Below are 23,329 nucleotides of genomic sequence, written 5' to 3' on the forward strand. Positions count from 1 at the left end.
CTAAGGCGTGGAGCGCGCCGTGGTCAGCAGATAACGACGATCGGTGACCGTGTCGTGACCTGCGCGGGGTCGCGCCTCGGGCAGGAGGCCCGTACGGGCAGGCGTCAGGAGGCCGGGAAGCCGTTGATGACGGCCTCGGCGACCTCCTTCATCCCGAGCCGGCGGTCCATCGCTGTCTTCTGGATCCAGCGGAACGCGTCGGCCTCGCTCAGCTTGAGCTGGTTCATCAGCACGCCCTTGGCGCGGTCGACGAGCTTGCGCGTCTCGAGGCGCTCGCCGAGGTCGGCGATCTCGGCCTCGAGGGCCTTGAGCTCCTGCCAGCGGGAGGTCGCGATGTCGATCGCGGGGCGCAGGTCGTCGGCCGTGAAGGGCTTGACGATGTAGGCCATGACGCCGGCGTCGCGGGCCCGCTCGACCAGCTCGGTCTGCGAGAAGGCGGTGAGCATGATGACGGGGCACAGCTTGGCCTCGTGCAGCTGCTCCGCCGCTGAGAGGCCGTCGAGCACCGGCATCTTGACGTCCATGATCACGAGATCGGGCTTGACCTCCTTGGCCAGCTCCACGGCCTGCTCGCCGTTGCTGGCCTGGCCGACCACGTCGTAGCCCTGCTCGCCGAGCATCTCGACGAGGTCGAGGCGGATCAGCGTCTCGTCCTCGGCGACGAGGATGCGGGTGCCACCGGAGGACGGGGCGCCGGAGCCGGTGTCGCCGGCCTGGGGCGCCACGGAGGAGGCGGGGGCCGCGCTGGCGGGGGTGGGCTTGGGCGTGGTTCCTGCGTCGGTGCTCTCGTCGGTGCTCACGGGCAAAGCCTAGCCGGGCGCGGTTTCCGACACGTTTCGGGACGGGGACGCGACGGTGCCGCGGTCGCATCCCGGCCACAGCGGGTCAGCCGACGTGGCACAGCATCGAGCCGTGCGCCTCCAGCGGGCTGCCCACGACACGGGCGAGCAGGCGAACAGCGCGCGGGTCGTCGGTACCGACACAGGCGAGTGAGACCTGCAGGTGGTGCAGGGCTGCGGAGACCGCCTCGGGGGCGACGTCGTGCCCCGCGACCAGGTCGAACAGCAGTGCGCGGTCAGCCACGTCGGCCTGCGTCGGCGGGAGGCCGGTCAGGTAGTAGGCGCGCGGGACGACCGCCTGGTGCTCCGTGGTCGTCATCGCCAGCACCTCCATCTGCCCCGGCGGCAGCAGCCAGGGCCCGGGCGACGTCGCCAGTGGCAGGACCGAGCGCACGTCGGCGAGGGCGCCCGGGTCGAGCTTCCAGGCACCGAAGTCGAGCGCGTCCCCGCGCGGCGACCAGAGGGGCGTGCCCCGCGCGATGACGGCCGTCACGATCGCGCAGGCGGCGACCGCCGTGACCAGGTCCAACGCCCGACGCCGTCGCAGGAGGTTCGTAACCGGAGGTGGACGGATGGTGACCAGCATCCCGACCAGCACGGCCACCGGGATGGCGAGGACCACCCGCCAGGCGACGGGCCCGGCCCCGGTGAGCGCGTTGACCGCGTCGCCCACGCCTGGCAGGACTGCCGCCAGGCCGGACAGCGACGCGCACCCGGCGACCACGGCCGCCGGTGCGAGCAGCGCGCGCGGCCCGAGGACGATCCCCAGCACCCCGAGCGCCACCATCACCGTGTCGACCCCGAAGAGGTACGCGAACACCTGGACCGGAGGCAGCGCGGTCGGAGCGGCACCCCCGAGTCCGGGGCCGAGGACCGAGGCGACCCCGGCGGCGACCGGGGCGAGGGCGAAGCACAGGGCGCCCGCAACACAGGGCCAGGACCGCAGCAGCGCCGCGGCGAGGAGCGCACCGGCCGCCATGACCGGCGCCATGAGAGCGGCGCTGCTGGTCAGCCCCACGAAGCAGGTGCCGAGCGCGAAGAGCACGAGCAGGTCGGCGGGGCGGGGCCGCAGCGCGAGGCCCGTCAGGTGGTGCCAGGCCAGTGGCACGACCACCGCGACCGCGGCCACCTTGCCCTCCCAGATGGCACCGATGCCGTAGTGACCGACCACGCTGTCCGCGCTGAAGAAGGTGAAGGCCGTGGCCACGAGGAAGGCCACCGCCGTACGGCGCGTGGCCCACGTGCGCACCAGCCGCCACATGCCCCAGCCGGCCGCAGCGGCCAGCACCGGGACCGTCCACACGAAGACGAACTCGGGTGCCTGCACGCCCAGCACGCGTGCCACCGCTCCCTGCCAGCCCTCGATCGAGGCGAGCGGCAGCCCGCCGCCGTAGATCGTCGGCAGCGCACCGGTGCCGAAGAGGCTGTCACGCAGCGTCGGAGTGCCGCGCTGCGCCACCCAGGTCGCCCGGTTGACGTAGTAGACGTCGTCGCCGGAGGAGCCGGGTCGGCCTGCCGCGAGCACCGCCATGGCCAGGCAGACGAGGGCGGCCGCGAGATGGGCGACGTGCGACGCCGGCGACACGTCGCGGGGCAACGGCGCGCGACGGGCCCGGACGCCCAGCTGCACACAGCCGACCAGCAGGACCGCCATGCCCAGCACCACCACCGGCAGCACCCCGATGCTCTCCCGCAGGGCCGACAGGGCCACGAGCGCGACCGCCGCGAGCAGCACCGCGCCGGCCTGCCACCAGCACGACCGTGCCTGCCTCCCCCGCCGCGCCTCCGGCTCCCCCGCCACCGGGCCCGCTGCCCCGCCCCGAGCCGGTCGCTCCCGGACGTTCGGTGGCTCCCGGCGCTCCGGCCGCTCCTGATCCTCCGGCTGTGGGCATCGCTCCCGCCGCTCCGGTCGTCCCGGGCGCCGCACGTGAGCGGCGGCTCGCCACCCGAGCAGCGCGGCCGCCACGACGAGCCAGACACGCGCCGGCCACCACAGGGACCACTGCGTCACGAGCGCCACCTCGTACCAGACGGTCCACGCCGCAAAGGCGTAGACCCCGCCCTCGAGGAGACCGTCGAGCGCACGCGCCCAGCCGGGGGCAGCTGCCTCGTCCACGACCATGGACCTCCTCGCGGGCCCACTCGGGGCGTCGAGGACACGGTAGGCCGCTCGGCCGGGAAGCGACTGGGAGACCGAGCAGTTCGGTCAGCAGGGCCGCCGACGCGTCACCGTCTCACGCGCCGCAGGACTCGTGGCAACGCTTCGGGACGACGGCGGTGTCGGGTGCCGAGGGCGGGACTCGAACCCGCACGACCTTTCGGCCAGAGCATTTTGAGTGCCCCGTGTCTGCCATTCCACCACCCCGGCAGGAGTGCCGCGCCAGCATACCTGCGCGCGGACCAGCCTCCGGTCACGTGGGCCACGAACGCCGGAGGGAGCATGCGCGGCAGGTGGGACCCGACGGCATAGCATACTCCCTCTGGTTGGTCGCGAGAGGCGGGCGGTCAGCCCGTGACCTCCTCCGGCCGGTAGGCCGGGGCGGCGCGGTTGACGGCGTCGCCGACGCGGTGGACGCGCAGGGCGTTGGTCGAGCCCGGGATGCCGGGAGGCGAACCGGCGACGATGACGACGCGCTCGCCCTCGACCACCCGGCCCTCGGGGATCAGCTTGAGGTCGACCTGCATGGCGAACTGGTCGGTGTGGTGCATGCGCGGGACGAGGTAGGTCTCCACGCCCCAGACGAGGGCCAGGCGGGAGCGGACCCGCTGCTCGGAGGTGAAGGCGAGCATGGGCAGGCGGGGCCGGATGCGGGCCATCCGGGTGGCGGAGCCGCCGGTCTCGGTGAAGGTGATGAGGAACTTGGCCCCGACGACGTCGCCGATCTCGACGGCCGCCTTGGTGACCGCGCCACCGACCGTCTTGGGGTTCGTGGGCATCGGCGCGATCTTGTCGTAGCCGTGCTCCTCGGTGGACTCGATGATGCGCGCCATGGTGCGCACCGCGTCGATGGGCCACGCGCCGACCGAGGTCTCGCCGGAGAGCATGAGCGCGTCGGCGCCGTCGAGCACGGCGTTGGCCGCGTCGGAGGCCTCCGCGCGGGTCGGTCGCGGGTTCTCGATCATCGACTCGAGCACCTGGGTCGCGACGATGACCGGCTTGGCCTCCCGGCGTGACAGCTCGATGGCGCGCTTCTGCACGAGCGGCACGTCCTCGAGCGGCATCTCGACGCCGAGGTCGCCGCGGGCGACCATGATGCCGTCGAAGGCGCGGACGATGCCCTCGAGGTTGTCGACGGCCTGGGGCTTCTCGACCTTGGCGATGACGGGGATGCGCTCGCCGAACTCGTCCATGATCTCGTGCACGTCGACGATGTCCTCGGCCGAGCGCACGAAGGACAGGGCGATCATGTCGACACCCAGGCGCATGGCGAACCGCAGGTCCTCGCGGTCCTTCTCGGACAGCGCCGGGACGCTCACGGCGACGCCGGGCAGGTTGATGCCCTTGTTGTTGCTGACCTGGCCGCCGACGACGGTCTCGGTCAGCACGTCGGTGTCACTGACCTCGACGGCCCGGAGCATCACCTTGCCGTCGTCGATGAGCAGGACGTCGCCGGGGCTGACGTCACCCGGCAGGCCGGCATACGTCGTGCCGACGATCGAGTCGTCGCCCTCGACGTCGCGCGTGGTGATGGTGAAGCGCTGGCCGGGGCTCAGCGTCACGGGCCCGGACGCGAAGCGGCCGGTGCGGATCTTGGGGCCCTGCAGGTCGACGAGGATGCCGACCGCGCGGCCGGAGGCGTCCCCCGCGGCACGGACGTCGCGGTAGACCTGCTCGTGCACGGAGTGGTCACCGTGGGAGAGGTTGAGCCGGGCGACGTCCATCCCGGCGTCGACGAGGGCGCGCAGCTGGGAGGGTGAGGAGGTCTTGGGTCCGATGGTGCAGACGATCTTGGCGCGACGCATGCTTCCACCTTATGGGTGCTGTGACGTGGGTCACCACGGGGGTTCGCCCGCTGGGACGGGAAGGGGTCGTCGACGCCGGATTCGCCTGTCCCCGTAGGCAAAGCGTGGCCGTATGCCGTGTCGCCGAGGTGACGACACGGCATACGGCAGGTGGCCGTCCGGGACTCAGACGGTGAGCGGCCGGTCGGTCGGCGCGATGGGGCGCGGCAGCGAGCTGCTGCCCGTCAGCCAGGCGTCCACCCCCGCGGCCGCGGCACGGCCTTCGGCGATCGCCCACACGATGAGCGACTGGCCGCGGCCTGCGTCGCCGGCGACGAAGACACCCGGGACCGAGCTCATGAACGTCTTGTCGCGCTCGACGTTGCCGCGGGCGTCGAGGGCCACGCCGAGCTGCTCGACGACGCCGGCGTGCTGCGGGCCGACGAAGCCCATCGCGAAGAGGACGAGCTCGGCGGGGATCTCGCGCTCGGTGCCGGGCTTGGGGGTCAGCTTCCCGTCGACCATCTCGACCTCGGTCAGCCGCAGGGCCGCGACGTTGCCGTCCTCGTCGCCGACGAACTCGGTGGTGCTGACGGCGTAGACGCGCTCGCCGCCCTCCTCGTGGGCGCTCGCGACGCGGTAGAGCATCGGGTAGGTCGGCCACGGCTGGTTGCCCGGCCGCTCCTCCCCCGGCTGCGGCATGATCTCGAGGCTCGTGACGGACGCGGCGCCCTGGCGGTGCGCGGTGCCGATGCAGTCGGCGCCGGTGTCGCCGCCGCCGATGACGACGACGTGCTTGCCGGTGGCGAGGATCTGGTCCTCGACCTGCTCGCCGAGCGCGGCCCGGTTGCCCTGCGGGAGGTAGTCCATCGCCTGGTGGATGCCGCCGAGCTGCCGGCCGGGCACGTCGAGGTCGCGCGGGACCGTCGACCCGAGCGCGAGGACGACGGCGTCGTAGCGGTCGCGCAGCTGCCTGCCGGTGATGTCGGTGCCGACGTCGACGCCGTTGCGGAAGCGGGTGCCCTCGGCGGTCATCTGCTCGAGGCGCCGGTCGAGGACGGACTTCTCCATCTTGAACTCGGGGATGCCGTAGCGCAGCAGGCCGCCCGGCTTGTCGGCCCGCTCGAAGACCGCCACGGTGTGACCGGCCCGGGTGAGCTGCTGGGCGGCAGCGAGACCGGCGGGCCCGGAGCCGACGACGGCGACGGTCTTGCCCGAGAGGCGCTCCGGCGGCAGCGGCGTGACGAGCCCCTCGTCGAAGGCGCGCTCGATCGTCGTCACCTCGACCTGCTTGATGGTCACGGCCGGCTGGTTGATGCCGAGCACGCAGGCGGTCTCGCACGGTGCCGGGCACAGCCGCCCGGTGAACTCCGGGAAGTTGTTCGTCGCGTGCAGCCGCTCGATGGCGTCGGCCCAGTCGCCCTTCCAGGCGAAGTTGTTCCACTCGGGGATGAGGTTGCCGAGGGGGCAGCCCGAGTGGCAGAACGGGATGCCGCAGTCCATGCAGCGGCCGGCCTGGCGCTGCAGCTGCCCGAGCTGCTGCTCCTCGTAGACCTCCTTCCAGTCGCGGATGCGCACCGGGACGGGTCGGCGGGCCGGGAGCTCGCGCTCGCGGGTGGTGAGAAAGCCCTGGGGGTCAGCCACGGGAAGCCTCCATGATCTGGTTCCACACGTCGGGTCCGTCGAGGTCGAGGCCCTGTTGCTCGGCCTGCTCGCGCACGTCGAGGACCCGCTGGTAGTCGCGCGGCAGGACGAGGGTGAAGCGCTCGCGCGCCCCCTCCCAGTCGTCGAGCAGCGCACGGGCCACCGGGGACTCGGTCCAGCGCGCATGCGCGTCGAGCAGCCCACGCAGCGGCTCGTCGTCCTGCTCGCGCAGGGGCAGCAGGTCCACCATCTCTCGGTTGACGAGTCGCTCGTCGAGGTCGAGCACGTAGGCGACGCCGCCCGACATGCCGGCCGCGAAGTTGCGTCCCGTCTGGCCGAGCACGACGGCGACGCCGCCGGTCATGTACTCGCAGCCGTGGTCGCCGACGCCCTCGACGACGGCCTCGGCGCCCGAGTTGCGCACGCAGAAGCGCTCGCCCACGACGCCGCGCAGGAACAGCTGCCCGGTCGTGGCGCCGTAGCCGATGACGTTGCCGGCGATGACGTTCTCCTCGGCCACGAGGGCGGCCTCGCGGTGGGGCCGCACCACGACCCGTCCGCCCGAGAGGCCCTTGCCGACATAGTCGTTGGCGTCGCCGAAGAGCTGCATCGTCACGCCGGCAGGCAGGAACGCCCCGAAGGACTGGCCGCCCGAGCCGGTCATCGTCAGCTCGATGGTGTTGTCGGCCAAGCCGTGCGGGTGCGACTTGGTGACGTGGTGGCCGAGCATCGTGCCGACCGTGCGGTTGACGTTGCGCACGGCGATCTGGGTGCGCACCTGCTCGCCCGTCTCGATGGCCGGAAGCGCCCGGCTCAGCAGCTCGTTGTCGAGCGCCTTGTCGAGGGCGTGGTCCTGGGTCGCCGACTGGTGCAGCGTGCCGCCGGTCGGGTTGTCGGCGACGGCGAGGATCGGGCTGAGGTCGAGGCCCGAGGCCTTCCAGTGCGCGATGGCCTTGTCGAGGTCGAGGCTACCGACCTGGCCGACCGCCTCCTCGATGGAGCGGAAGCCGAGGTAGGCGAGGTGCTCGCGCACCTCCTGGGCGATGTACTCGAAGAACGTCTCGACGAACTCCGGCTTGCCGGAGAAGCGGGCACGCAGCTCGGGGTTCTGCGTGGCGATGCCGACCGGACAGGTGTCGAGGTGGCAGACGCGCATCATGACGCAGCCGGAGACGACGAGCGGCGCCGTGGCGAAGCCGAACTCCTCGGCGCCGAGCAGCGCTGCGATGACGACGTCGCGCCCCGTCTTGAGCTGGCCGTCGACCTGGACGACGATGCGGTCGCGCAGGCCGTTGAGCACCAGGGTCTGCTGGGCCTCCGCGAGGCCGAGCTCCCACGGGGCGCCGGCGTGCTTGAGCGAGGTCAGCGGGCTGGCGCCGGTGCCGCCGTCATGGCCCGATACGAGCACGACGTCGGCGTGCGCCTTGGACACCCCTGCCGCGACCGTGCCGACGCCGATCTCGGAGACGAGCTTGACGTGGATGCGGGCGCCAGGGTTGGCGTTCTTGAGGTCGTGGATCAGCTGCGCCAGGTCCTCGATGGAGTAGATGTCGTGGTGCGGCGGCGGGGAGATGAGTCCGACGCCGGGCGTCGAGTGCCGGGTTTTGGCCACCCACGGGTACACCTTGTGGCCGGGCAGCTGGCCGCCTTCGCCGGGCTTGGCGCCCTGAGCCATCTTGATCTGGATGTCGTCGGCGTGCGTCAGGTAGAGGCTCGTGACGCCGAAGCGGCCGGAGGCGACCTGCTTGACGGCAGAACGGCGCTCGGGGTCGAGAAGGCGCTCGACGTCCTCGCCGCCCTCGCCGGTGTTGGAGCGGCCGCCGAGGCGGTTCATCGCGACGGCGAGCGTCTCGTGCGCCTCCTGCGAGATCGAGCCGTAGCTCATCGCCCCGGTGTTGAAGCGCTTGACGATCTCGCTGACCGGCTCGACCTCCTCGATCGGCACGGGCAGTCGCCCGGTGACACCGGTCGGCCGGAAGCCCATGAGGCCGCGCAGCGTCATCAGGCGCGAGCTCTGGTCGTCGACGCGGTCGGTGTACTGCTTGAAGATGTCGTAGCGGCGCTGGCGCGTCGAGTGCTGGAGGCGGAAGACCGTCTCGGGGTCGAACAGGTGCGGCTCGCCCTCGCGGCGCCACTGGTACTCGCCGCCCACGTCGAGGGTGCGGTGCGGCTGGTGCACGCCGTCGAGGGGGTACGCGTGTGCATGCCGCTCGGCCGTCTCGCGGGCGATGACGTCGAGCCCGACACCGCCGAGCTGGCTCACGGTGCCGGTGAAGTAGCGGTCGACGAGAGCCTGCGAGAGGCCGATGGCCTCGAAGACCTGGGCGCCGCGGTAGGAGGCGACGGTGGAGATGCCCATCTTCGACATCACCTTCAGGACACCCTTGCCGAGCGCCCTGATGAGGTTGGCGACGGCCTTCTCGGGCGTGACGCCCTCGATCTCACCGGCGCGCACGAGGTCCTCGACCGTCTCCATGGCGAGGTAGGGGTTGACCGCCGCCGCGCCGTAGCCGATGAGCAGGGCCACGTGGTGGACCTCTCGGACGTCGCCGGCCTCGACGAGCAGGCCGACCTGCGTACGCGTCTTCTCGCGGATGAGGTGGTGGTGCACCGCCGCCGTGAGCAGCAGCGACGGGATCGGCGCGAGGTCCCGGCCCGAGTCGCGGTCGGAGAGCACCACGAAGCGCGCGCCACGGGAGATCGCCTGGGACACCTCGGCGAAGATCTCCTCGAGGCGGTCGCGCATGGCCGCCGCCCCGCCGGAGACGTCGTAGAGGCCGCGCACGACGTGCGTCGCGTAGCCCGGCAGGTCGCCGTCGGCATTGATGTGCACGATCTTGGCGAGCTCGTCGTTGTCGATGACCGGGAAGTCGAGGACGAGCTGGCGGGCGTGGCTCGGCGAGGCGGACAGGGCGTTGCCCTCCGGGCCCATGTACGTGCCGAGCGAGGTGACGAGCTCCTCGCGGATCGCGTCGAGCGGCGGGTTGGTCACCTGCGCGAAGAGCTGGGTGAAGTAGTCGAAGAGCAGGCGCGGCCGCGACGACAGCACGGCGATCGGCGTGTCGGTGCCCATCGAGCCGAGCGCCTCGCCGCCGGTCTTCGCCATCGGCGTCAGCAGGATGCGCAGCTCCTCCGTGGTGTAGCCGAAGGTCTGCTGGCGGCGGGCCACGGACGCGGCGGTGTGCACGATGTGCTCGCGCTCCGGGAGGTCCTCGAGGCGGATGAGGCCGGCGTGGAGCCACTCGGCGTACGGCTTGGCGGCGGCGAGCTGGCTCTTGATCTCCTCGTCGCTGACGATGCGGCCGTGCTCGGTGTCGACGAGGAACATCTTGCCGGGCTGCAGCCGCCCGCGCTGGACGATGGTGCTCGGGTCGAGCTCGAGCACCCCGGACTCCGATGCGAGCACGACGAGGCCGTCGTCCGTGACGGTGTAGCGGCCCGGACGCAGCCCGTTGCGGTCGAGCACGGCGCCGACGAGGGTGCCGTCGCTGAAGCAGACGTTGGCCGGGCCGTCCCACGGCTCCATGAAGGTCGAGTGGAACTCGTAGAACGCCTTGCGGGCCGGGTCCATCGTCGCGTGGTTCTCCCACGCCTCCGGGATCATCATGAGCACGGCGTGCGGCAGCGAGCGGCCACCGAGGTGGAGCAGCTCGAGCACCTCGTCGAAGCTGGCCGAGTCCGAGGCGTCCGGCGTGCAGACCGGGAAGATGCGCTCGAGGTCGCCCGGGATGATGTCGGAGGTCAGCAGGCTCTCGCGGGCGTGCATCCAGTTGCGGTTGCCCTTGACGGTGTTGATCTCGCCGTTGTGGGCGATGAACCGGTAGGGGTGCGCCAGCGGCCACGACGGGAACGTGTTCGTCGAGAAGCGCGAGTGCACGAGGGCCAGCTCGCTGGCGAACCGCGGGTCGGACAGGTCCGGGAAGAAGGGCTCGAGCTGGCCGGTGGTGAGCATGCCCTTGTAGACGATGGTGCGCGAGCTCAGGGAGGCGAAGTAGACGTTCAGCTCGTGCTCGGCGCGCTTGCGCAGGCAGAAGGCGAGCCGGTCGAGGCCCAGGGCCACCTGCCGGCCGATGGAGCTGCTGACGAAGAGCTGCTCGAAGTGCGGCATGCACTGGCGGGCGGCCGCGCCGACCAGCTCGGCCTCGACCGGCACCTCACGCCACCCGAGGACCTTGAGGTTCTCGGCGACGGCCAGCTCCTCGATGCGGGCCTTGGCCGCGGCCCGCTCGTCGGGGTCGCGGGGCAGGAAGGCCAGCCCGGCGGCATACGCCCCGTTGTTCGGCAGCGTGAACGGCACGGTGGCACGGAAGAACTCGTCGGGGATCTGCGTCAGGATGCCGGCGCCGTCGCCCACCGCGGGGTCTGCGCCGGTGGCTCCCCGGTGGTCGAGGTTGCGCAGCGCGGTGAGGGCGTGGTCGACGATGTCGTGACCGGCACTGCCCCGCATCGTCGCGACCATCGCGACGCCACAGGCGTCGTGCTCGAACTCGCGACGGTACAGACCGGAGTTCTCCGGGTGTGCACTGAAGAGGGCGGGGGTGCGGGTGTGCGGCGGCATCTTCACCGTCCTTCTGCTGGGTCCCAGGCGGGCGACCGCGACGGGGCCACACGACATGACTGAGGCATGTGGACGGCACTGGCCACAGGCGTTGGGGACGACGATAGCGAAGGGAGCCGTCGTCCTACCTGTTGATACGGCGGATTCCGAATGATGAGACGTCGTGCTCACTCCGGGGAACGGTGCGTGGCGTCAAGCGCCTCAGGGCTGGGCCGGACGCTTGGTCCGGGACTCGCCTGCCACGGCGTCGTTCGACCCGCCGCCGGCCACCGGCGCCGAAGGATCTTCGGCGCCTGGCTCGGCAGAGGCCACCGGCTCGTCGGCGCCATCGGGGGTCTCGGCGCCGTCGGCCCCGTCGGCGGTCTCGGGCGCGCCCGGCTGCTCGGGAACGACCGGCTGGCTCATCCGGCCGAAGTGGCGCCAGAGGTAAAGACCGAGCAGGAAGACGAGGATCGAGACCCAGGTGTTCACCCGCTGGCCGAGGATGTGGTTCGCCGAGTCGCTGCGCATGTTCTCGATGACGATGCGGCCCACGGGGTAGCCCATGACGTAGGCGGCGAAGACCTGACCGGACTTCAGGGGCCGACGGCGCCCCAGCCAGATGAGGAAGGCCGCGAGCAGCAGGCACCAGAGCGCCTCGTACAGGAACGTCGGGTGGTAGTAGCCCTTGACGATCGGGTTGCCCTGCGCATCGGTCACGGCCCGGCCGAGTGAGCTGTCCCACTCGTAGATGCGCAGCTTCCACGGCAGGTCGGTCGGGGCGCCGTAGATCTCGTTGTTGAACCAGTTGCCGAAACGGCCCATCGCCTGGGCGATCGCGAGCCCCGGGGCTGCGGCGTCGACGAAGTCACGGAACGCGACGCCGTTCTTGCGGCACCCGATCCAGGCGCCCACCGCACCGAGGGCCACGGCCCCCCAGATGCCGAGGCCGCCCTCGTAGATGGCGAAGGCCTTCCAGGGGTTGCCGCCCTCGCCGAAGTACGGCTGCGGCGTGGTGATCAGGTGGTAGAGCCGGCCGCCCAGGATGCCGAAGGGCACGGCCCACGCGGAGATGTCGATCGCGACGCCCTTGCGGTGGCCGCGGGCCTCGAGACGCTTCTGGGTCAACCACACGGCGACGACGATGCCGGCCAGGATGCACATCGCATACCCACGGATCGGCAGCGGTCCGAGGTGCCACACGCCGACGCTCGGCGACGGGATCTCGGCCGGCAGCGCCGTCGCGAGGACGGCTGGAGCGCCGGCGAGCAGGCTCACGACCGGCTCCGCCTCACGCCGTCGGCCAGCTCCCGGGCGAGGGCGCCGAGGGTTCCGAGGCCCTCCTGCTCCGACGTGGCCTCGGTGAGGCACCGGACGAGGGCGGAGCCGACGATGACGCCGTCGGCGAACCGCCCGACCTCGGCGGCCTGGTCACCGGTCGAGACACCGAGCCCGACGCAGACCGGCAGGTCGGTGTGCTCGCGGGTGCGGGAGACGAGGGCGTCGGCGGCGTCGCCGACGCTGGCCCGCGCTCCGGTGACGCCCATGACCGCGGTGGCGTAGACGAAGCCGCGGCATTTCGAGGTGACGGCCTCGAGTCGCTCGGGCGTGGAGCTGGGGGCCACGAGGAACACCTTGTCGAGGTCGTGGGCGTCGGCCGCCGCGATCCAGTCGCCGGCCTCGTCGGGGATGAGGTCGGGAGTGATGAGGCCGGCTCCGCCGGCCTCGGCGAGGTCGGCGGCGAAGCGCTCGACGCCGTAGCGCAGGACGGGGTTCCAGTAGGTCATGATGAGCGCGCCGGCTCCTGCGCCGGAGACCTCGCGCGCGGCCGTGAAGACGTCGCGCAGGCGCACGCCGGCCTCGAGGGCCCGCACGGCGGCGTCCTGGATGACCGGCCCGTCCATGACGGGGTCGCTGTAGGGGACGCCGATCTCGACGATGTCGACGCCCGCGTCGACGAGCACCTTCATCGCCGCGATCGAGCCCTCGACCGAGGGGAACCCGACGGGGAGGTAGCCGATGAGGGCGGCCCGGCCGTCGGCGCGGCACTTCTCGATGATCTCGGCGACGCTCACTGCTGGACCCCCGCGCCCTCGGCGCCGTCGGTGGCCACGTCGGCGTCCTCGTGGGCGCCGTCGTCCTCGGGCAGGCCCGCCGTGGCGCCCTGGTCGTCGATGAGGCCGAACCACTCGGCCGCGGTGTGCACATCCTTGTCGCCGCGACCCGAGAGGTTGACCAGGAGCACGGCGTCGGGGCCGAGCTCGCGCCCCACCTGCATCGCGCCCGCGAGGGCGTGCGCGCTCTCGATGGCCGGGAGGATGCCCTCGGTGCGCGAGAGCAGCGAGAGGGCCTCCATGGCCTCGACGTCGGTGACCGGGCGGTACTCGGCCCGGCCGGAGTCGAGCAGGTGCGCGTGCTCCGGCCCGACGCTCGGGTAATCCAGGCCCGCGGACACGCTGTGCGACTCGATGGTCTGGCCGTCCTCGTCCTGCAGGACGTAGGTGAAGGCACCGTGCAGGACGCCGGGCACGCCGGAGGCGAAGCGCGCGGCGTGCTTGCCGGACTCGACGCCCTCGCCGCCGGCCTCGAAGCCGATGAGCCGGACCGACTCGTCGTCGATGAATCGGTGGAAGATCCCGATGGCGTTGGAGCCGCCGCCGACACAGGCGAGCACGGCGTCGGGCAGCCGGCCGACGAGGTCGAGCACCTGCTGGCGGGCCTCGACGCCGATGACGCGGTGGAAGTCGCGGACCATCTCGGGGAACGGGTGCGGACCGGTGACGGTGCCGAGGACGTAGTGCGTCGTCGCGACGTTGGCCACCCAGTCGCGGAACGCCTCGTTGACGGCGTCCTTGAGCGTCTTGCTCCCGTTGTCGACGGGGACGACCTCGGCGCCGAGCAGGCGCATCCGGGCGACGTTGAGCGCCTGGCGCTCGGTGTCCTTGCGGCCCATGTAGACGACGCACTCGAGGCCGAGCAGCGCAGCCGCCGTCGCGGTGGCCACGCCGTGCTGGCCCGCGCCGGTCTCGGCGATGACGCGCGTCTTGCCCATGCGCTTGGTCAGCAGTGCCTGGCCGAGGACGTTGTTGATCTTGTGCGAGCCCGTGTGGTTGAGGTCCTCACGCTTGAGGATGACGCGGGCTCCCCCGCAGTGCTCGGCGAACCGCGGCACCTCGGTGATGATGCTCGGCCGACCGGTGTAGGTGCGGTGCAGGCGCTCGAGCTCCCCGACGAACTCCGGGTCGACGACGGCCTTGCGCCAGACCTCCTCGAGCTGCTCGAGGGCGGGGATCAGCGCCTCGGGGACGTAGCGTCCGCCGAAGCCACCGAAGCGGCCGTATGCCGGCACGTTGGATGTCGTGGTCATGCTCACTCTCCTGCCGCGCCGGGGCGGGTGGTGGCCCGGACCTCGGACGCGGCGTCGACGAAGGCTCGGATCGCCTCTTCGGGTGCGCCGTCCCTGACGAGGGCCTCGCCCACGAGGACGGCTCCGGCGCCGGCCCGCACGTAGGCAGCGACGTCCGCCGGACCGCTGACGCCGGACTCGGCCACTCCGACGACCTCGGCCGGGATGCGTGGGAGCAGGTCGGTCACGGTGCGCGGGTCGACCTCGAGGGTCTTGAGGTTGCGGGCGTTCACGCCGACGAGCGCGGGCCCGAGAGCCAGGGCGCGCTCGAGCTCGGCCGCGTCGTGCACCTCGACGAGCGGCGTCATGCCGAGCTCGCGTGCCTGGTCGTGCAGGTCGCGAAGGAGCGCGTCGTCGAGGGCCGCCACGATGAGCAGAATGAGGTCGGCGCCGTGCGCCCTGGCCTCGGTGACCTGGTACGGGTCGACCATGAAGTCCTTGCGCAGCAAGGGAGTCGGCACCGCCGCGCGCACCTCGTCGAGGTCGGCGAGGCTGCCCGAGAAGCGCCGCTCCTCGGTGAGCACGCTGATCGCGCTCGCTCCCCCGGCGGCATACGACCGGGCCAGCCGCCCCGGCTCGGGGATGTCGGCCAGCGCGCCCTTGCTGGGGCTCGAGCGCTTCACCTCGGCGATGACGGCCACGCCCTCGGCGGACCGGATGCCGGGCATGGGATCGAGTGCCGGGGCGACGTCGGCCAGCCGCGCCTGCAGCTCGCCCACGGGCACGGCCGCACGACGGCGCCCGAGATCCTCACGGACGCCGCTGATGATCCCGTCGAGAACCGTGGGCACAGCTCTCAGCTCTTGCCGAGGGTCTGGCTGCCCACCTCGTCGGGGGCGTCGATGGACGATCCCGCCTGGGCGTGGTGAGCCTCCGAGCCGTAGCCGGCCATGGACAGGACCTTCCCGGCCACCACGCCGGCGATGATGATGACGGCGCCGATGATCCCCAGCACCAGGTTCGGGATGGCGACGGCGACCGCGGCGACGGCAGAACCGACCAGGATGACCCCGACCCCCGTCCAGGCGGCGGTGCTGTGGCCGTGATCCTCGTGCTGCTCTTCCATGGCGTCCTTCTCTCGTCCGGTCGATCCAGGCCGGCGCAGGCCGACGGGCACCATTCTGTCAGGTCTCGTCGGAGTCGTTGTCGAGGGTCGGGTCCCGGCCGTCGGACAGCTCGTCCCACGTCGTGCGCACCTCTCCCCGGGGGCCGCTGGCCGGCTTCTGGCCGCGCTCGTAGCGGCTCGAGAGCCCGGCCCACGAGCGGCTCGAGGCTGCCGTCAGCGTGGCGCCGACCACCAGGAGCAGGGCGGCCACGACGCCGAGCCAGGCCCAGGCCGTCGTGGACCCCGTCGCGGCCGGGGCCGTCGTGCGCCCCAGCTCGCGCGCGACCGCCTCGGCGACGGTGGCCACGGGACGCAGGGCGACCAGCACCGTCATGACGAGCGCACCGAGCGAGGCGAGCACCAGCACGATCGCGGAGACGGCGCGGATGACCCGCCCACCGGTCATGAGGCCGAGGAGGGCGACGACGCATACGGCCAGCAGGCCCACGACTCCCGGCGCGGCCGCGCTCCCGCTCACCTGGGTGACGGCCTGGCTGAGCACGTCTCCCGAGGCGCCGGTGGCCCACGGGCGGGTGGTGAGGGCGAGCAGCACGGCTGCGGGGAGGAGGACGGCGAGGGCGGCGCGCTTCTTGTCGAGCGCCCGGCCGCGGGCGTGCACGGCGGCAGGAGCGGTCACGACCGGCCACCCCGCAGCGGGCGCAGGCCAGCGGCTGCGGCGACGGCGCGCAGGGCGGCGGCCGCCTTGTTCACCGTCTCCTCGTACTCGAGGTGCGGGACGGAGTCGGCGACGATGCCCGCACCGGCCTGCACGTGGGCGAGGCCGTCCTTGATGAGGGCGGTGCGGATGGCGATGGCCATGTCGAGGTCGCCGGCGAAGTCGAGGTAGCCGACGACGCCGCCGTAGAGCCCGCGGCGCAGCCCCTCGTAGCCGTCGATGAGCGCCATGGCCCGGGGCTTCGGCGCGCCGCTCAGGGTGCCGGCCGGGAAGGTCGCGACGAGCGCGTCGTAGGCGCTCTGGTCCGCGCGCAGGTCGCCGACCACCGTCGACTCGATGTGCATGATGTGGCTGTAGCGGCGGATCGACATGAAGTCGACCGTGTCGACCGTGCCGGCGCGACAGATCCGCTGGAGGTCGTTGCGGGCGAGGTCGACGAGCATGAGGTGCTCGGCCCGCTCCTTGGCGTCGGCCAGCAGCTCCTCGGCCAGGTGCGCGTCGTGGTCGGGGGTCTTGCCCCTCGGACGGGAGCCCGCGATGGGGTGGGTGATGGCCTGCCGGCCGGTGACCTTGATCAGTGCCTCGGGGCTCGAACCGACGATGTCGTAGGCGCTGCCGTCGGGGTGGGGCAGGCGCAGCAGGTACATGTAGGGGCTCGGGTTGCTGACCCGCAGCGCCCGGTAGACGTCGAGTGCGTCGGCCTCGCACGGCACCGTGAAGCGCTGCGAGACGACGATCTGGAAGGCCTCGCCGGCGCGGATCGCCTCCTTGGCCTCCTCCACCATCTCCTCGAACTGCGGCTGCGTGTGGCTGCTCGTCGGCCGGCTCTCGATCGGCTCGATGGTGGCGACGGTGCTCGGCGCCGGTGCTGCCAACTCCTCCGTCATCCGGTCGAGGCGGCTGACGGCGTCGGCCCAGGCGTCCTCGATTCGGTCGTCGGTGGCGTCGTGGTTGACGGCGTTGGCCACGAGCAGCAGCGAGCCGTCGCTGTGGTCGAAGACGGCGAGGTCGGTGGCGAGCATCATCGCCACCTCGGGCAGGTCGAGGTCGTCGCGGCCGCCGTCGGGCACCTTCTCCCACCGGCGGACGGCGTCGTAGGTGATCGCGCCGACGAGCCCGCCCGTCAGCGGAGGCAGCCCCGGGGTGCGTGGCGTCGCGAGCGCGGCGACCGTGTCACGGACCGCCCTCGTCGGGTCGCCCTCGGTGGGCAGGCCGACCGGCGGCTCGCCGATCCAGTGCGCCTGCCCGTCCTTCTCCGTGAGCGTGGCGGCGCTGCGGGCACCGACGATCGAGTAGCGCGACCAGACGCCGCCATGCTCGGCGGACTCGAGCAGGAAGGTCCCCGGCGCGTCCTTGGCGAGCTTGCGATAGACCCCGACGGGCGTCTCCGCGTCGGCCAGCACGCGGCGTACGACCGGGATGACGCGGCGGCGCTCCAGCGCCAGCTCGGTGAAGACCTCGAGGCTCGGCCACGTGCGCCCCCAGGCGAGGTCGGCGTGGGGCGCGGGGGCTGCGGCGAGCGAGACGGTCGAGTCGGGCACCGAGCCATTCTGGCCCACCGGGCCGTATGCCGCGTCGCCGGCTCAGCCCGCGCTCCCCCGCCACCGCGTCGAGCGAGCGCCCAACCACAGTCGAGCGAGCGCCTGGCCCCATCCGTCACGAGGCGGCCGGGACGGAGTGCTCGCTCGAGTGGGACGGAGCGCTCGCTCGAGTGGGACAGAGCGCTCAGTCGAGGGGGTCGGGGGTGCCGACGGTGGCGGGGAGCACGCGGGCGTCGAAGCAGGTGCGGTCGCCGGTGTGGCAGGCGGCGCCGACCTGGTCGACGCTGACGAGCAGCGCGTCGCCGTCGCAGTCGAGGCGCACGCCCTTGACCCACTGCACGTGACCGCTCGTGTCGCCCTTGCGCCAGTACTCCTGCCGGCTGCGCGACCAGAACGTCACGCGGCCCTCGGTGAGGGTGCGGCGCAGCGCCTCGTCGTCCATCCACCCGACCATGAGGACGTCCCCGGTGTCGTGCTGCTGCACGACCGCCGCCACCAGGCCGTGCTGGTCGCGCTTGAGCAGCTCGGCGATCTGCGGGTCGAGCGTCGGGTCGGGCGTGGGGTCGTTGCGGTCGGTCACCCGGACATTCTGCCGGGCAGACGCACCGTCACCGAACCCGGCGGCAGGCGCCGGGTCAGACGGCCCGCTGCTGGGCGACCCACGACTCGTGCAGTCGGGAGTAGACCCCGCCCTGCCTGACCAGCTCGCTGTGCGGACCCCGCTCGACGATGCGGCCGGTGTCGACGACGATCACCTCGTCGGCCGCCTGCGCGGTGGAGAGCCGGTGGGCGATCGCGATCGAGGTGCGGCCCCGGGTGAGCGAGTCGAGGGCACGCTGCAGCCTCACCTCGGTGCTGGGGTCGACGGCCGAGGTGGCCTCGTCGAGCACGAGCAGGTCGGGGTCTGCGAGGTAGGCGCGGGCCAGGGCGACGAGCTGGCGCTCCCCCGCCGAGAGGGACTCGCCGCGCTGGCCCACGTCGGTGGCGAGCCCGAGCGGCAGCGTCGCCACCCAGCCGTCGAGCCCGAGCTCGGTGAGGGTGAGCCGCACGTCGTCCTCGCTCGCCTGGGGCCGGCCGAAGCGGATGTTGTCGAGCAGGGTGCCGTCGAAGAGGAAGCCCTCCTGGGGCACGAGCACGACGCGCGAGCGCAGCGAGGAGAACCGGATGGTGCGCAGGTCGACGCCGTCGAGCCGCACGGTGCCGCTGCTCGCGTCCATCAGCCGCGTCAGCAGCTTGGCGAGGGTCGACTTGCCCGACCCCGTCTCGCCGACGATCGCCACCCGGCTGCGGGGCGAGATGGTGAGGTCGATGTCGTGGAGCACGGGCGCCCCACCGGGGTAGGCGAACCCGACGCCGTCGAACTGCACGGTGATCGGCCCGCGCGGCAGCGTCACGCCCTCGTCAGCCGGGTCGGCGACATCGGCCGGGGTGTCGATGATGCCGATGACGCGGCGCCAGCCGGCGACGGCATTCTGCATCTCGTTGAGGATCTCGGTGGCCTGCTGGACCGGCTGGGTGAAGAGGTTGACGAGGAAGAGGAAGGCGAGCAGCTCGCCGAGGGTCAGGCTGCCGCGCGTCGCCAGCACCGTGCCCACCACGAGGACGACGGCGGTCGTCAGGCCCGAGACGAGCTGCCCTGAGCTGAAGGCGACGACCGAGCGGGCCTGCGCCCCGATGGCCGCCTTGCGGTGGGCCTCGACGGCGGCGTCGATGCGGACCGCGGTGCGGTCCTCGACGGCATACGCGCGGATGGCCTGCGCCCCGACGACGGCCTCGGAGATGGCGCCGAGCATGTCGCCGACCCGCTCGCGGACCCGGGTGTAGGCGCGACCCACGATGCCCTGGAACTTGCGGATGATGAGGAAGAGCGGCACGAAGCAGAGCCACACCACGAGGGCCAGGATCGGGCTGTAGACGAGCATCAGCACCGTCGCGAGCGAGATCTGCGCGATGTTGATGATCAGCATGAGCCCGCCGAACTGCACGAACATCGAGATCGTGTCGACGTCGCTCGTCACCCGAGAGACGAGTGACCCCCGCCGCTCGGAGTTCTGGGTCAGCATCGCGAGGTCGTGGATGTGGCGGAAGGCCTTGAGCCGCAGGGTCGCCAGTCCGGTCTCGGACGAGCGGAACAGCCGGATGTTGACGAAGTACGCGGACACCGCGGTGACGACGACGCCCACGAGGGCGATCGCGATGTACGTGGCCACGACGCGCATGTCCGGTCCGCCGGGGGCGAGGATGCCGTCGTCGGTGATGCGCTGGACGACGAAGGGCACGAGGACGCGCCCGACGGTCGAGAGCACGGCGAGCAGCATCGTGACCCAGATGCCCTTGCGCAGCTCGGGAGAGAGCTGCACGCCGCGGCGCAGCGTCTGCCACGTGCCCAGCTCGGTGCCGGTCGCCAGCCCGTGGTGCTCGACGACGGCCTGGGTGCGTGTGCTCATCGTGAGACCTCCTCGGCTTCGGTGCCCGGTGTGCCGTCGGCGAGCTCCTCGTCGGCAGCGATCGCCTCGCGCTCAGCTGCCTCGCGGGCGTATGCCGTGACGAGCCGCTCGTAGCCGGCGCACCGTCCCAGCAGCTGCGCGTGAGAGCCGTGGTCGACGACGCGCCCGCCCTCGACGTACACGACCTCGTCGGCGAGCAGGATGGTGGCCATCCGGTAGGCGACGACGAGGACCGTCGTGCCCGAGCTCGCCTCGCGCAGGGCGGCGAGGATGGCCTGCTCGACGCTGGGGTCGACGGCCGAGGTGGCGTCGTCGAGGACCAGCAGCTGCGGCCGGCGGATCACCGCCCGGGCCAGGGCGATCCGCTGGCGTTGGCCGCCAGAGAGGCTGGCGCCGCGCTCGCCGACATGCGTGTCGAGTCCCTGCGGCAGCTTCTCGACGAAGCTGGCGCCCTGTGCGACGTGGAGGGCCTGCCAGACGGAGGCGTCGTCGTGGTCGGCGCCGAGCGTGATGTTGCCGCGGACGCTGTCGTCGAACATGAAGGTCTGCTGGGCGACGAGGGCGGCCACCTCGCTGACACCCCCGCGGCGCACCTGGCGCAGGTCGACGCCGTCGATGAGGACTGCTCCGGTGTCGGGGTCCACGAGCCGCATGACGAGGTTGGTCAGGGTCGACTTGCCGCTGCCGGTGGGGCCGACGACCGCGACGGTCGAGCCGGGAGCGACGTCGAGCTCGACGTCGACGACGGCGGGGTTGAGGGCGACCTCGCCGGACTCGGTCTCGATCTCGTAGGAGTAGCTGAGGCGCTCGGCCTGCAGGTGGCTGGGCGAGCCGGCGGGGAGGGAGCGGTCGCCGTAGGTCATGCTGCCCTCGGCGTCGAGGACCGCCGAGACGCGGTTCCAGCCGACCACGGCCCGGGGCAGCTCCGCGAGCACCCAGCCGAGCGCCCGCACCGGGAAGGCGAGGATCGAGAAGAGGTAGGCGATCTGCACGACCTGGGCCGCCGTCAGCAGTCCGCTGCTGACACGCAGCGTGCCGACCAGCAGGACGGCGAGCGTGCCGACGGTCGGGATGGCCTCGATGGCCGGGTCGAAGCGACCGCGGGTGCGACCGACCTCGATGTTGGCGTCGCGCAGCTCGTGCGTCACGGCGCGGAAGCGCTCGGTCTCCTGGTCCTCGCGGCCCAGCGACTTGACGATGAGCGCCGCCTCGAAGCTCTCGTGGGCCACCTCCGAGACGTCGGCCCTCAGCTGCTGGGCGCGGGTGACCCGCGGCGACATGGCCCGTTGGAAGGCGACGTTGGCCAGGAAGAGCATCGGGAAGACGGTGAGGCCGACGACGGCCAGCCAAGGGTCGACGACGACCATCTGGACGACGCCGAAGACGAGCATCACGATGACGCCGAGCGCCATCGGCAGCGGCGCGAAGATGTTCCACGTCGCCTCGACGTCGGCGTTGGCGTTGGAGAGCAGCTGGCCCGACGGGTGCCGGTGGTGCCAGCTGAGCGGCAGCCGGAGGTACTGGCGGGTGACCTTGCGGCGGTACATCGCACCGAGGTTGTACATCGCCACGCCGCCGGCGATGCGTCGCCCGATGACCCCGACGATCGTCGTGAGCACGACCGCGCCCATGACCCCGCCGATGAACCATAGCTGCGAGGCGGTCACGTGGTGCGCGGCGATGGCCGGCGAGACCGCCTCCTTGACGACGTAGCCGATCGCGGCCGCCGTGAGGCTCGTCATCACGCCGTAGACGACGCTGCCGAGCACCGCCAGGGCGAACCAGCGCGGCTGGCCCTTGATCCCCCGGCCGATGACGGCGAGACCCTCCCGAAGGGTCGATCTGGTCGGGACGTTCACTCTGCGCTGCTCCCCTGCTGACATGCCCTGGTGCTGCTCTGCGGTCGACCCCTCAGCCTCTCATGGCGCACCGACACCGCCGGCACGCCGGGACGGGCCCCCCGAGGTCGGGACCCAGTGGCGCAGGACGCCGTCGCGCTCGTCCTCGAGAACGCCGCCGCAGGCGGCGATGGTCCTCGCGGACGCCACGTTGCCCCGGTCGCAGGTGACGAGCGCCCGGTCGATGCCCCGGGAGGCCGCGAGGCGCAGCCCGAGACCGAGCGCCGCACGGGCGACCCCCTGCCGGCGGAACCGTGGCGAGACGGCATACCCGATGTGCCCGCCCTCGACGAGCAGTGACGGGGTGAGGATGTGGCGCACCGCGATGGTCGCGACGACACGGCCCTCGCGCAGCACCCAACGGTTCGACGACGGCACCCGCCCCTCTGGCAGGACCTGGTCGCTGCGCTCCTGGCGCCCGAGCCAGTCCACCCACTCCTCGAAGACGTCGGGATCACGCAGGATCTCGCGCTGATCCTGCCGGAACCCGGACCCGTGGATCGTCTCCCCGGCGAAGTCGTCGACCAGCTCCCACCACGAGGCGGACAGGTCCACGGTGGGGCGCACGAGCTCGATCACGCTCCGACCCTAGGCAGGCGCCACGTCCCGTGCCACCACGTTCGCACGGGCCCGTGCTGAGAGGATGGGCCCATGACGCGCCACGCCCAGTCCGAACGTCTCCGGCTCAGCGACGAGCTCGACCGGCTCGGGCCCGACGAGCCCACCCTCTGCGGGGGCTGGCAGACCCGTGACCTCGCCGCGCACCTCGTGATCCGCGAGCGGCGGCCCGACCTCCTCATCGGCGGCGCCATCCCGTTCCTCTCGGATCGGGTCCGGCGCCGGGAGCGGGCGATCACCCACGGCGACTACGCCGCTCTCGTCGACACGTTCCGTCGCGGAGCCCCGGCGTGGAACCCCATGTCGCAGCCCAAGGTCGACGAGCTGGCCAACACCATCGAGTTCTTCGTCCACCACGAGGACGTCCGCCGCGCCCAGCCGGGCTGGGAGCCGCGGGACCTTTCGACGGCGATGCAGGGCGCGCTGTGGACGGCGCTGCGGCGCTCGGCCCGGCTGATGTTCCGCAAGTCGGCCACCGGGATCGTCCTGATCGCCGAGGGCCACGGCCGGTATGCCGCCAAGCTGCCCGACCACCACGGCACCGTGGTCCTTCGCGGGACACCCGCAGAGCTCGTGCTCTACGCGTACGGCCGCAAGGACGTGGCGCGGGTCGAGCTCGGCGGGGACGCCGACGACATCGCGGCCCTGCAGGAGGCCGAGCTCGGGCTCGGCTGAG

17 protein-coding genes and 1 tRNA gene are annotated in these 23,329 nt (G+C 72.3%); 1 reads left to right on the forward strand and 17 read right to left on the reverse strand.

Annotation, left to right across the window (positions count from 1 at the left end):
* Positions 1-104 precede the first annotated feature (104 nt).
* The 17 genes from AB0316_RS09725 to AB0316_RS09805 form a co-directional block, all read right to left on the reverse strand.
* On the reverse strand, positions 105-725 hold the full coding sequence (locus AB0316_RS09725) for a response regulator (RefSeq protein ID WP_366272845.1): 621 nt from the start codon (positions 723-725) through the stop codon (positions 105-107).
* A gap of 160 nt (positions 726-885) precedes the next feature.
* Positions 886-2,961 (reverse strand): DUF6077 domain-containing protein, encoded by a 2,076-nt coding sequence (locus tag AB0316_RS09730; protein ID WP_366272614.1) that lies wholly within the window; start codon positions 2,959-2,961, stop codon positions 886-888.
* A 163-nt stretch (positions 2,962-3,124) separates the two neighbouring features.
* Positions 3,125-3,207, reverse strand: a tRNA-Leu gene (locus AB0316_RS09735).
* Between the two features lie 137 nt (positions 3,208-3,344).
* The gene (gene pyk / locus AB0316_RS09740; RefSeq protein WP_366272616.1) at positions 3,345-4,802 is read right to left on the reverse strand and encodes a pyruvate kinase; all 1,458 of its coding nucleotides are present in this window, start codon (positions 4,800-4,802) and stop codon (positions 3,345-3,347) included.
* A gap of 165 nt (positions 4,803-4,967) precedes the next feature.
* Entirely contained in the window at positions 4,968-6,425 is a 1,458-nt protein-coding gene (locus AB0316_RS09745) for a glutamate synthase subunit beta (RefSeq protein ID WP_366272618.1), read from the reverse strand.
* Positions 6,418-10,983, reverse strand: coding sequence for a glutamate synthase large subunit (gene gltB, locus AB0316_RS09750; protein ID WP_366272620.1), 4,566 nt, complete (start codon positions 10,981-10,983; stop codon positions 6,418-6,420). Before gltB ends, AB0316_RS09745 begins: the two co-directional genes overlap by 8 nt.
* A gap of 201 nt (positions 10,984-11,184) precedes the next feature.
* Entirely contained in the window at positions 11,185-12,240 is a 1,056-nt protein-coding gene (gene lgt / locus AB0316_RS09755) for a prolipoprotein diacylglyceryl transferase (protein WP_366272622.1), read from the reverse strand.
* The gene (gene trpA, locus AB0316_RS09760) at positions 12,237-13,037 is read right to left on the reverse strand and encodes a tryptophan synthase subunit alpha (RefSeq protein ID WP_366272624.1); all 801 of its coding nucleotides are present in this window, start codon (positions 13,035-13,037) and stop codon (positions 12,237-12,239) included. The genes lgt and trpA overlap by 4 nt, the downstream gene beginning before the upstream one ends.
* Positions 13,034-14,329, reverse strand: coding sequence for a tryptophan synthase subunit beta (gene trpB, locus AB0316_RS09765; protein ID WP_366272625.1), 1,296 nt, complete (start codon positions 14,327-14,329; stop codon positions 13,034-13,036). Before trpB ends, trpA begins: the two co-directional genes overlap by 4 nt.
* Before the next feature lie 2 nt (positions 14,330-14,331).
* Positions 14,332-15,159, reverse strand: coding sequence for an indole-3-glycerol phosphate synthase TrpC (gene trpC / locus AB0316_RS09770; RefSeq protein ID WP_366272627.1), 828 nt, complete (start codon positions 15,157-15,159; stop codon positions 14,332-14,334).
* Between the two features lie 5 nt (positions 15,160-15,164).
* A complete protein-coding gene (locus AB0316_RS09775; protein WP_366272629.1) occupies positions 15,165-15,434 on the reverse strand; it encodes an HGxxPAAW family protein in 270 nt (89 codons plus the stop codon).
* A 58-nt stretch (positions 15,435-15,492) separates the two neighbouring features.
* The gene (locus AB0316_RS09780) at positions 15,493-16,110 is read right to left on the reverse strand and encodes a Trp biosynthesis-associated membrane protein (RefSeq protein ID WP_366272631.1); all 618 of its coding nucleotides are present in this window, start codon (positions 16,108-16,110) and stop codon (positions 15,493-15,495) included.
* Complete coding sequence (locus AB0316_RS09785; RefSeq protein WP_366272633.1) at positions 16,107-17,690, reverse strand: anthranilate synthase component I; 1,584 nt, start codon at positions 17,688-17,690, stop codon at positions 16,107-16,109. Before AB0316_RS09785 ends, AB0316_RS09780 begins: the two co-directional genes overlap by 4 nt.
* Before the next feature lie 184 nt (positions 17,691-17,874).
* Complete coding sequence (hisI, locus tag AB0316_RS09790; RefSeq protein WP_366272635.1) at positions 17,875-18,270, reverse strand: phosphoribosyl-AMP cyclohydrolase; 396 nt, start codon at positions 18,268-18,270, stop codon at positions 17,875-17,877.
* 55 nt (positions 18,271-18,325) lie between these two features.
* Positions 18,326-20,137 carry an ABC transporter ATP-binding protein gene (locus AB0316_RS09795; protein WP_366272637.1) on the reverse strand — a complete coding sequence of 604 codons (1,812 nt, stop codon included), beginning with the start codon at positions 20,135-20,137 and terminating at the stop codon, positions 18,326-18,328.
* On the reverse strand, positions 20,134-21,996 hold the full coding sequence (locus tag AB0316_RS09800) for an ABC transporter ATP-binding protein (protein WP_366272639.1): 1,863 nt from the start codon (positions 21,994-21,996) through the stop codon (positions 20,134-20,136). Before AB0316_RS09800 ends, AB0316_RS09795 begins: the two co-directional genes overlap by 4 nt.
* 60 nt (positions 21,997-22,056) lie before the next feature.
* A complete protein-coding gene (locus AB0316_RS09805; RefSeq protein WP_366272640.1) occupies positions 22,057-22,614 on the reverse strand; it encodes a GNAT family N-acetyltransferase in 558 nt (185 codons plus the stop codon).
* 72 nt (positions 22,615-22,686) lie between these two features.
* Between AB0316_RS09805 and AB0316_RS09810 the strand changes: the two genes are divergently transcribed.
* A complete protein-coding gene (locus tag AB0316_RS09810; RefSeq protein WP_366272641.1) occupies positions 22,687-23,328 on the forward strand; it encodes a TIGR03085 family metal-binding protein in 642 nt (213 codons plus the stop codon).
* Position 23,329: the final 1 nt, after the last annotated feature.

The sequence above is a fragment of the Terrabacter sp. NPDC080008 genome, from assembly GCF_040702505.1.
Taxonomy (GTDB): Bacteria; Actinomycetota; Actinomycetes; order Actinomycetales; family Dermatophilaceae; genus Terrabacter.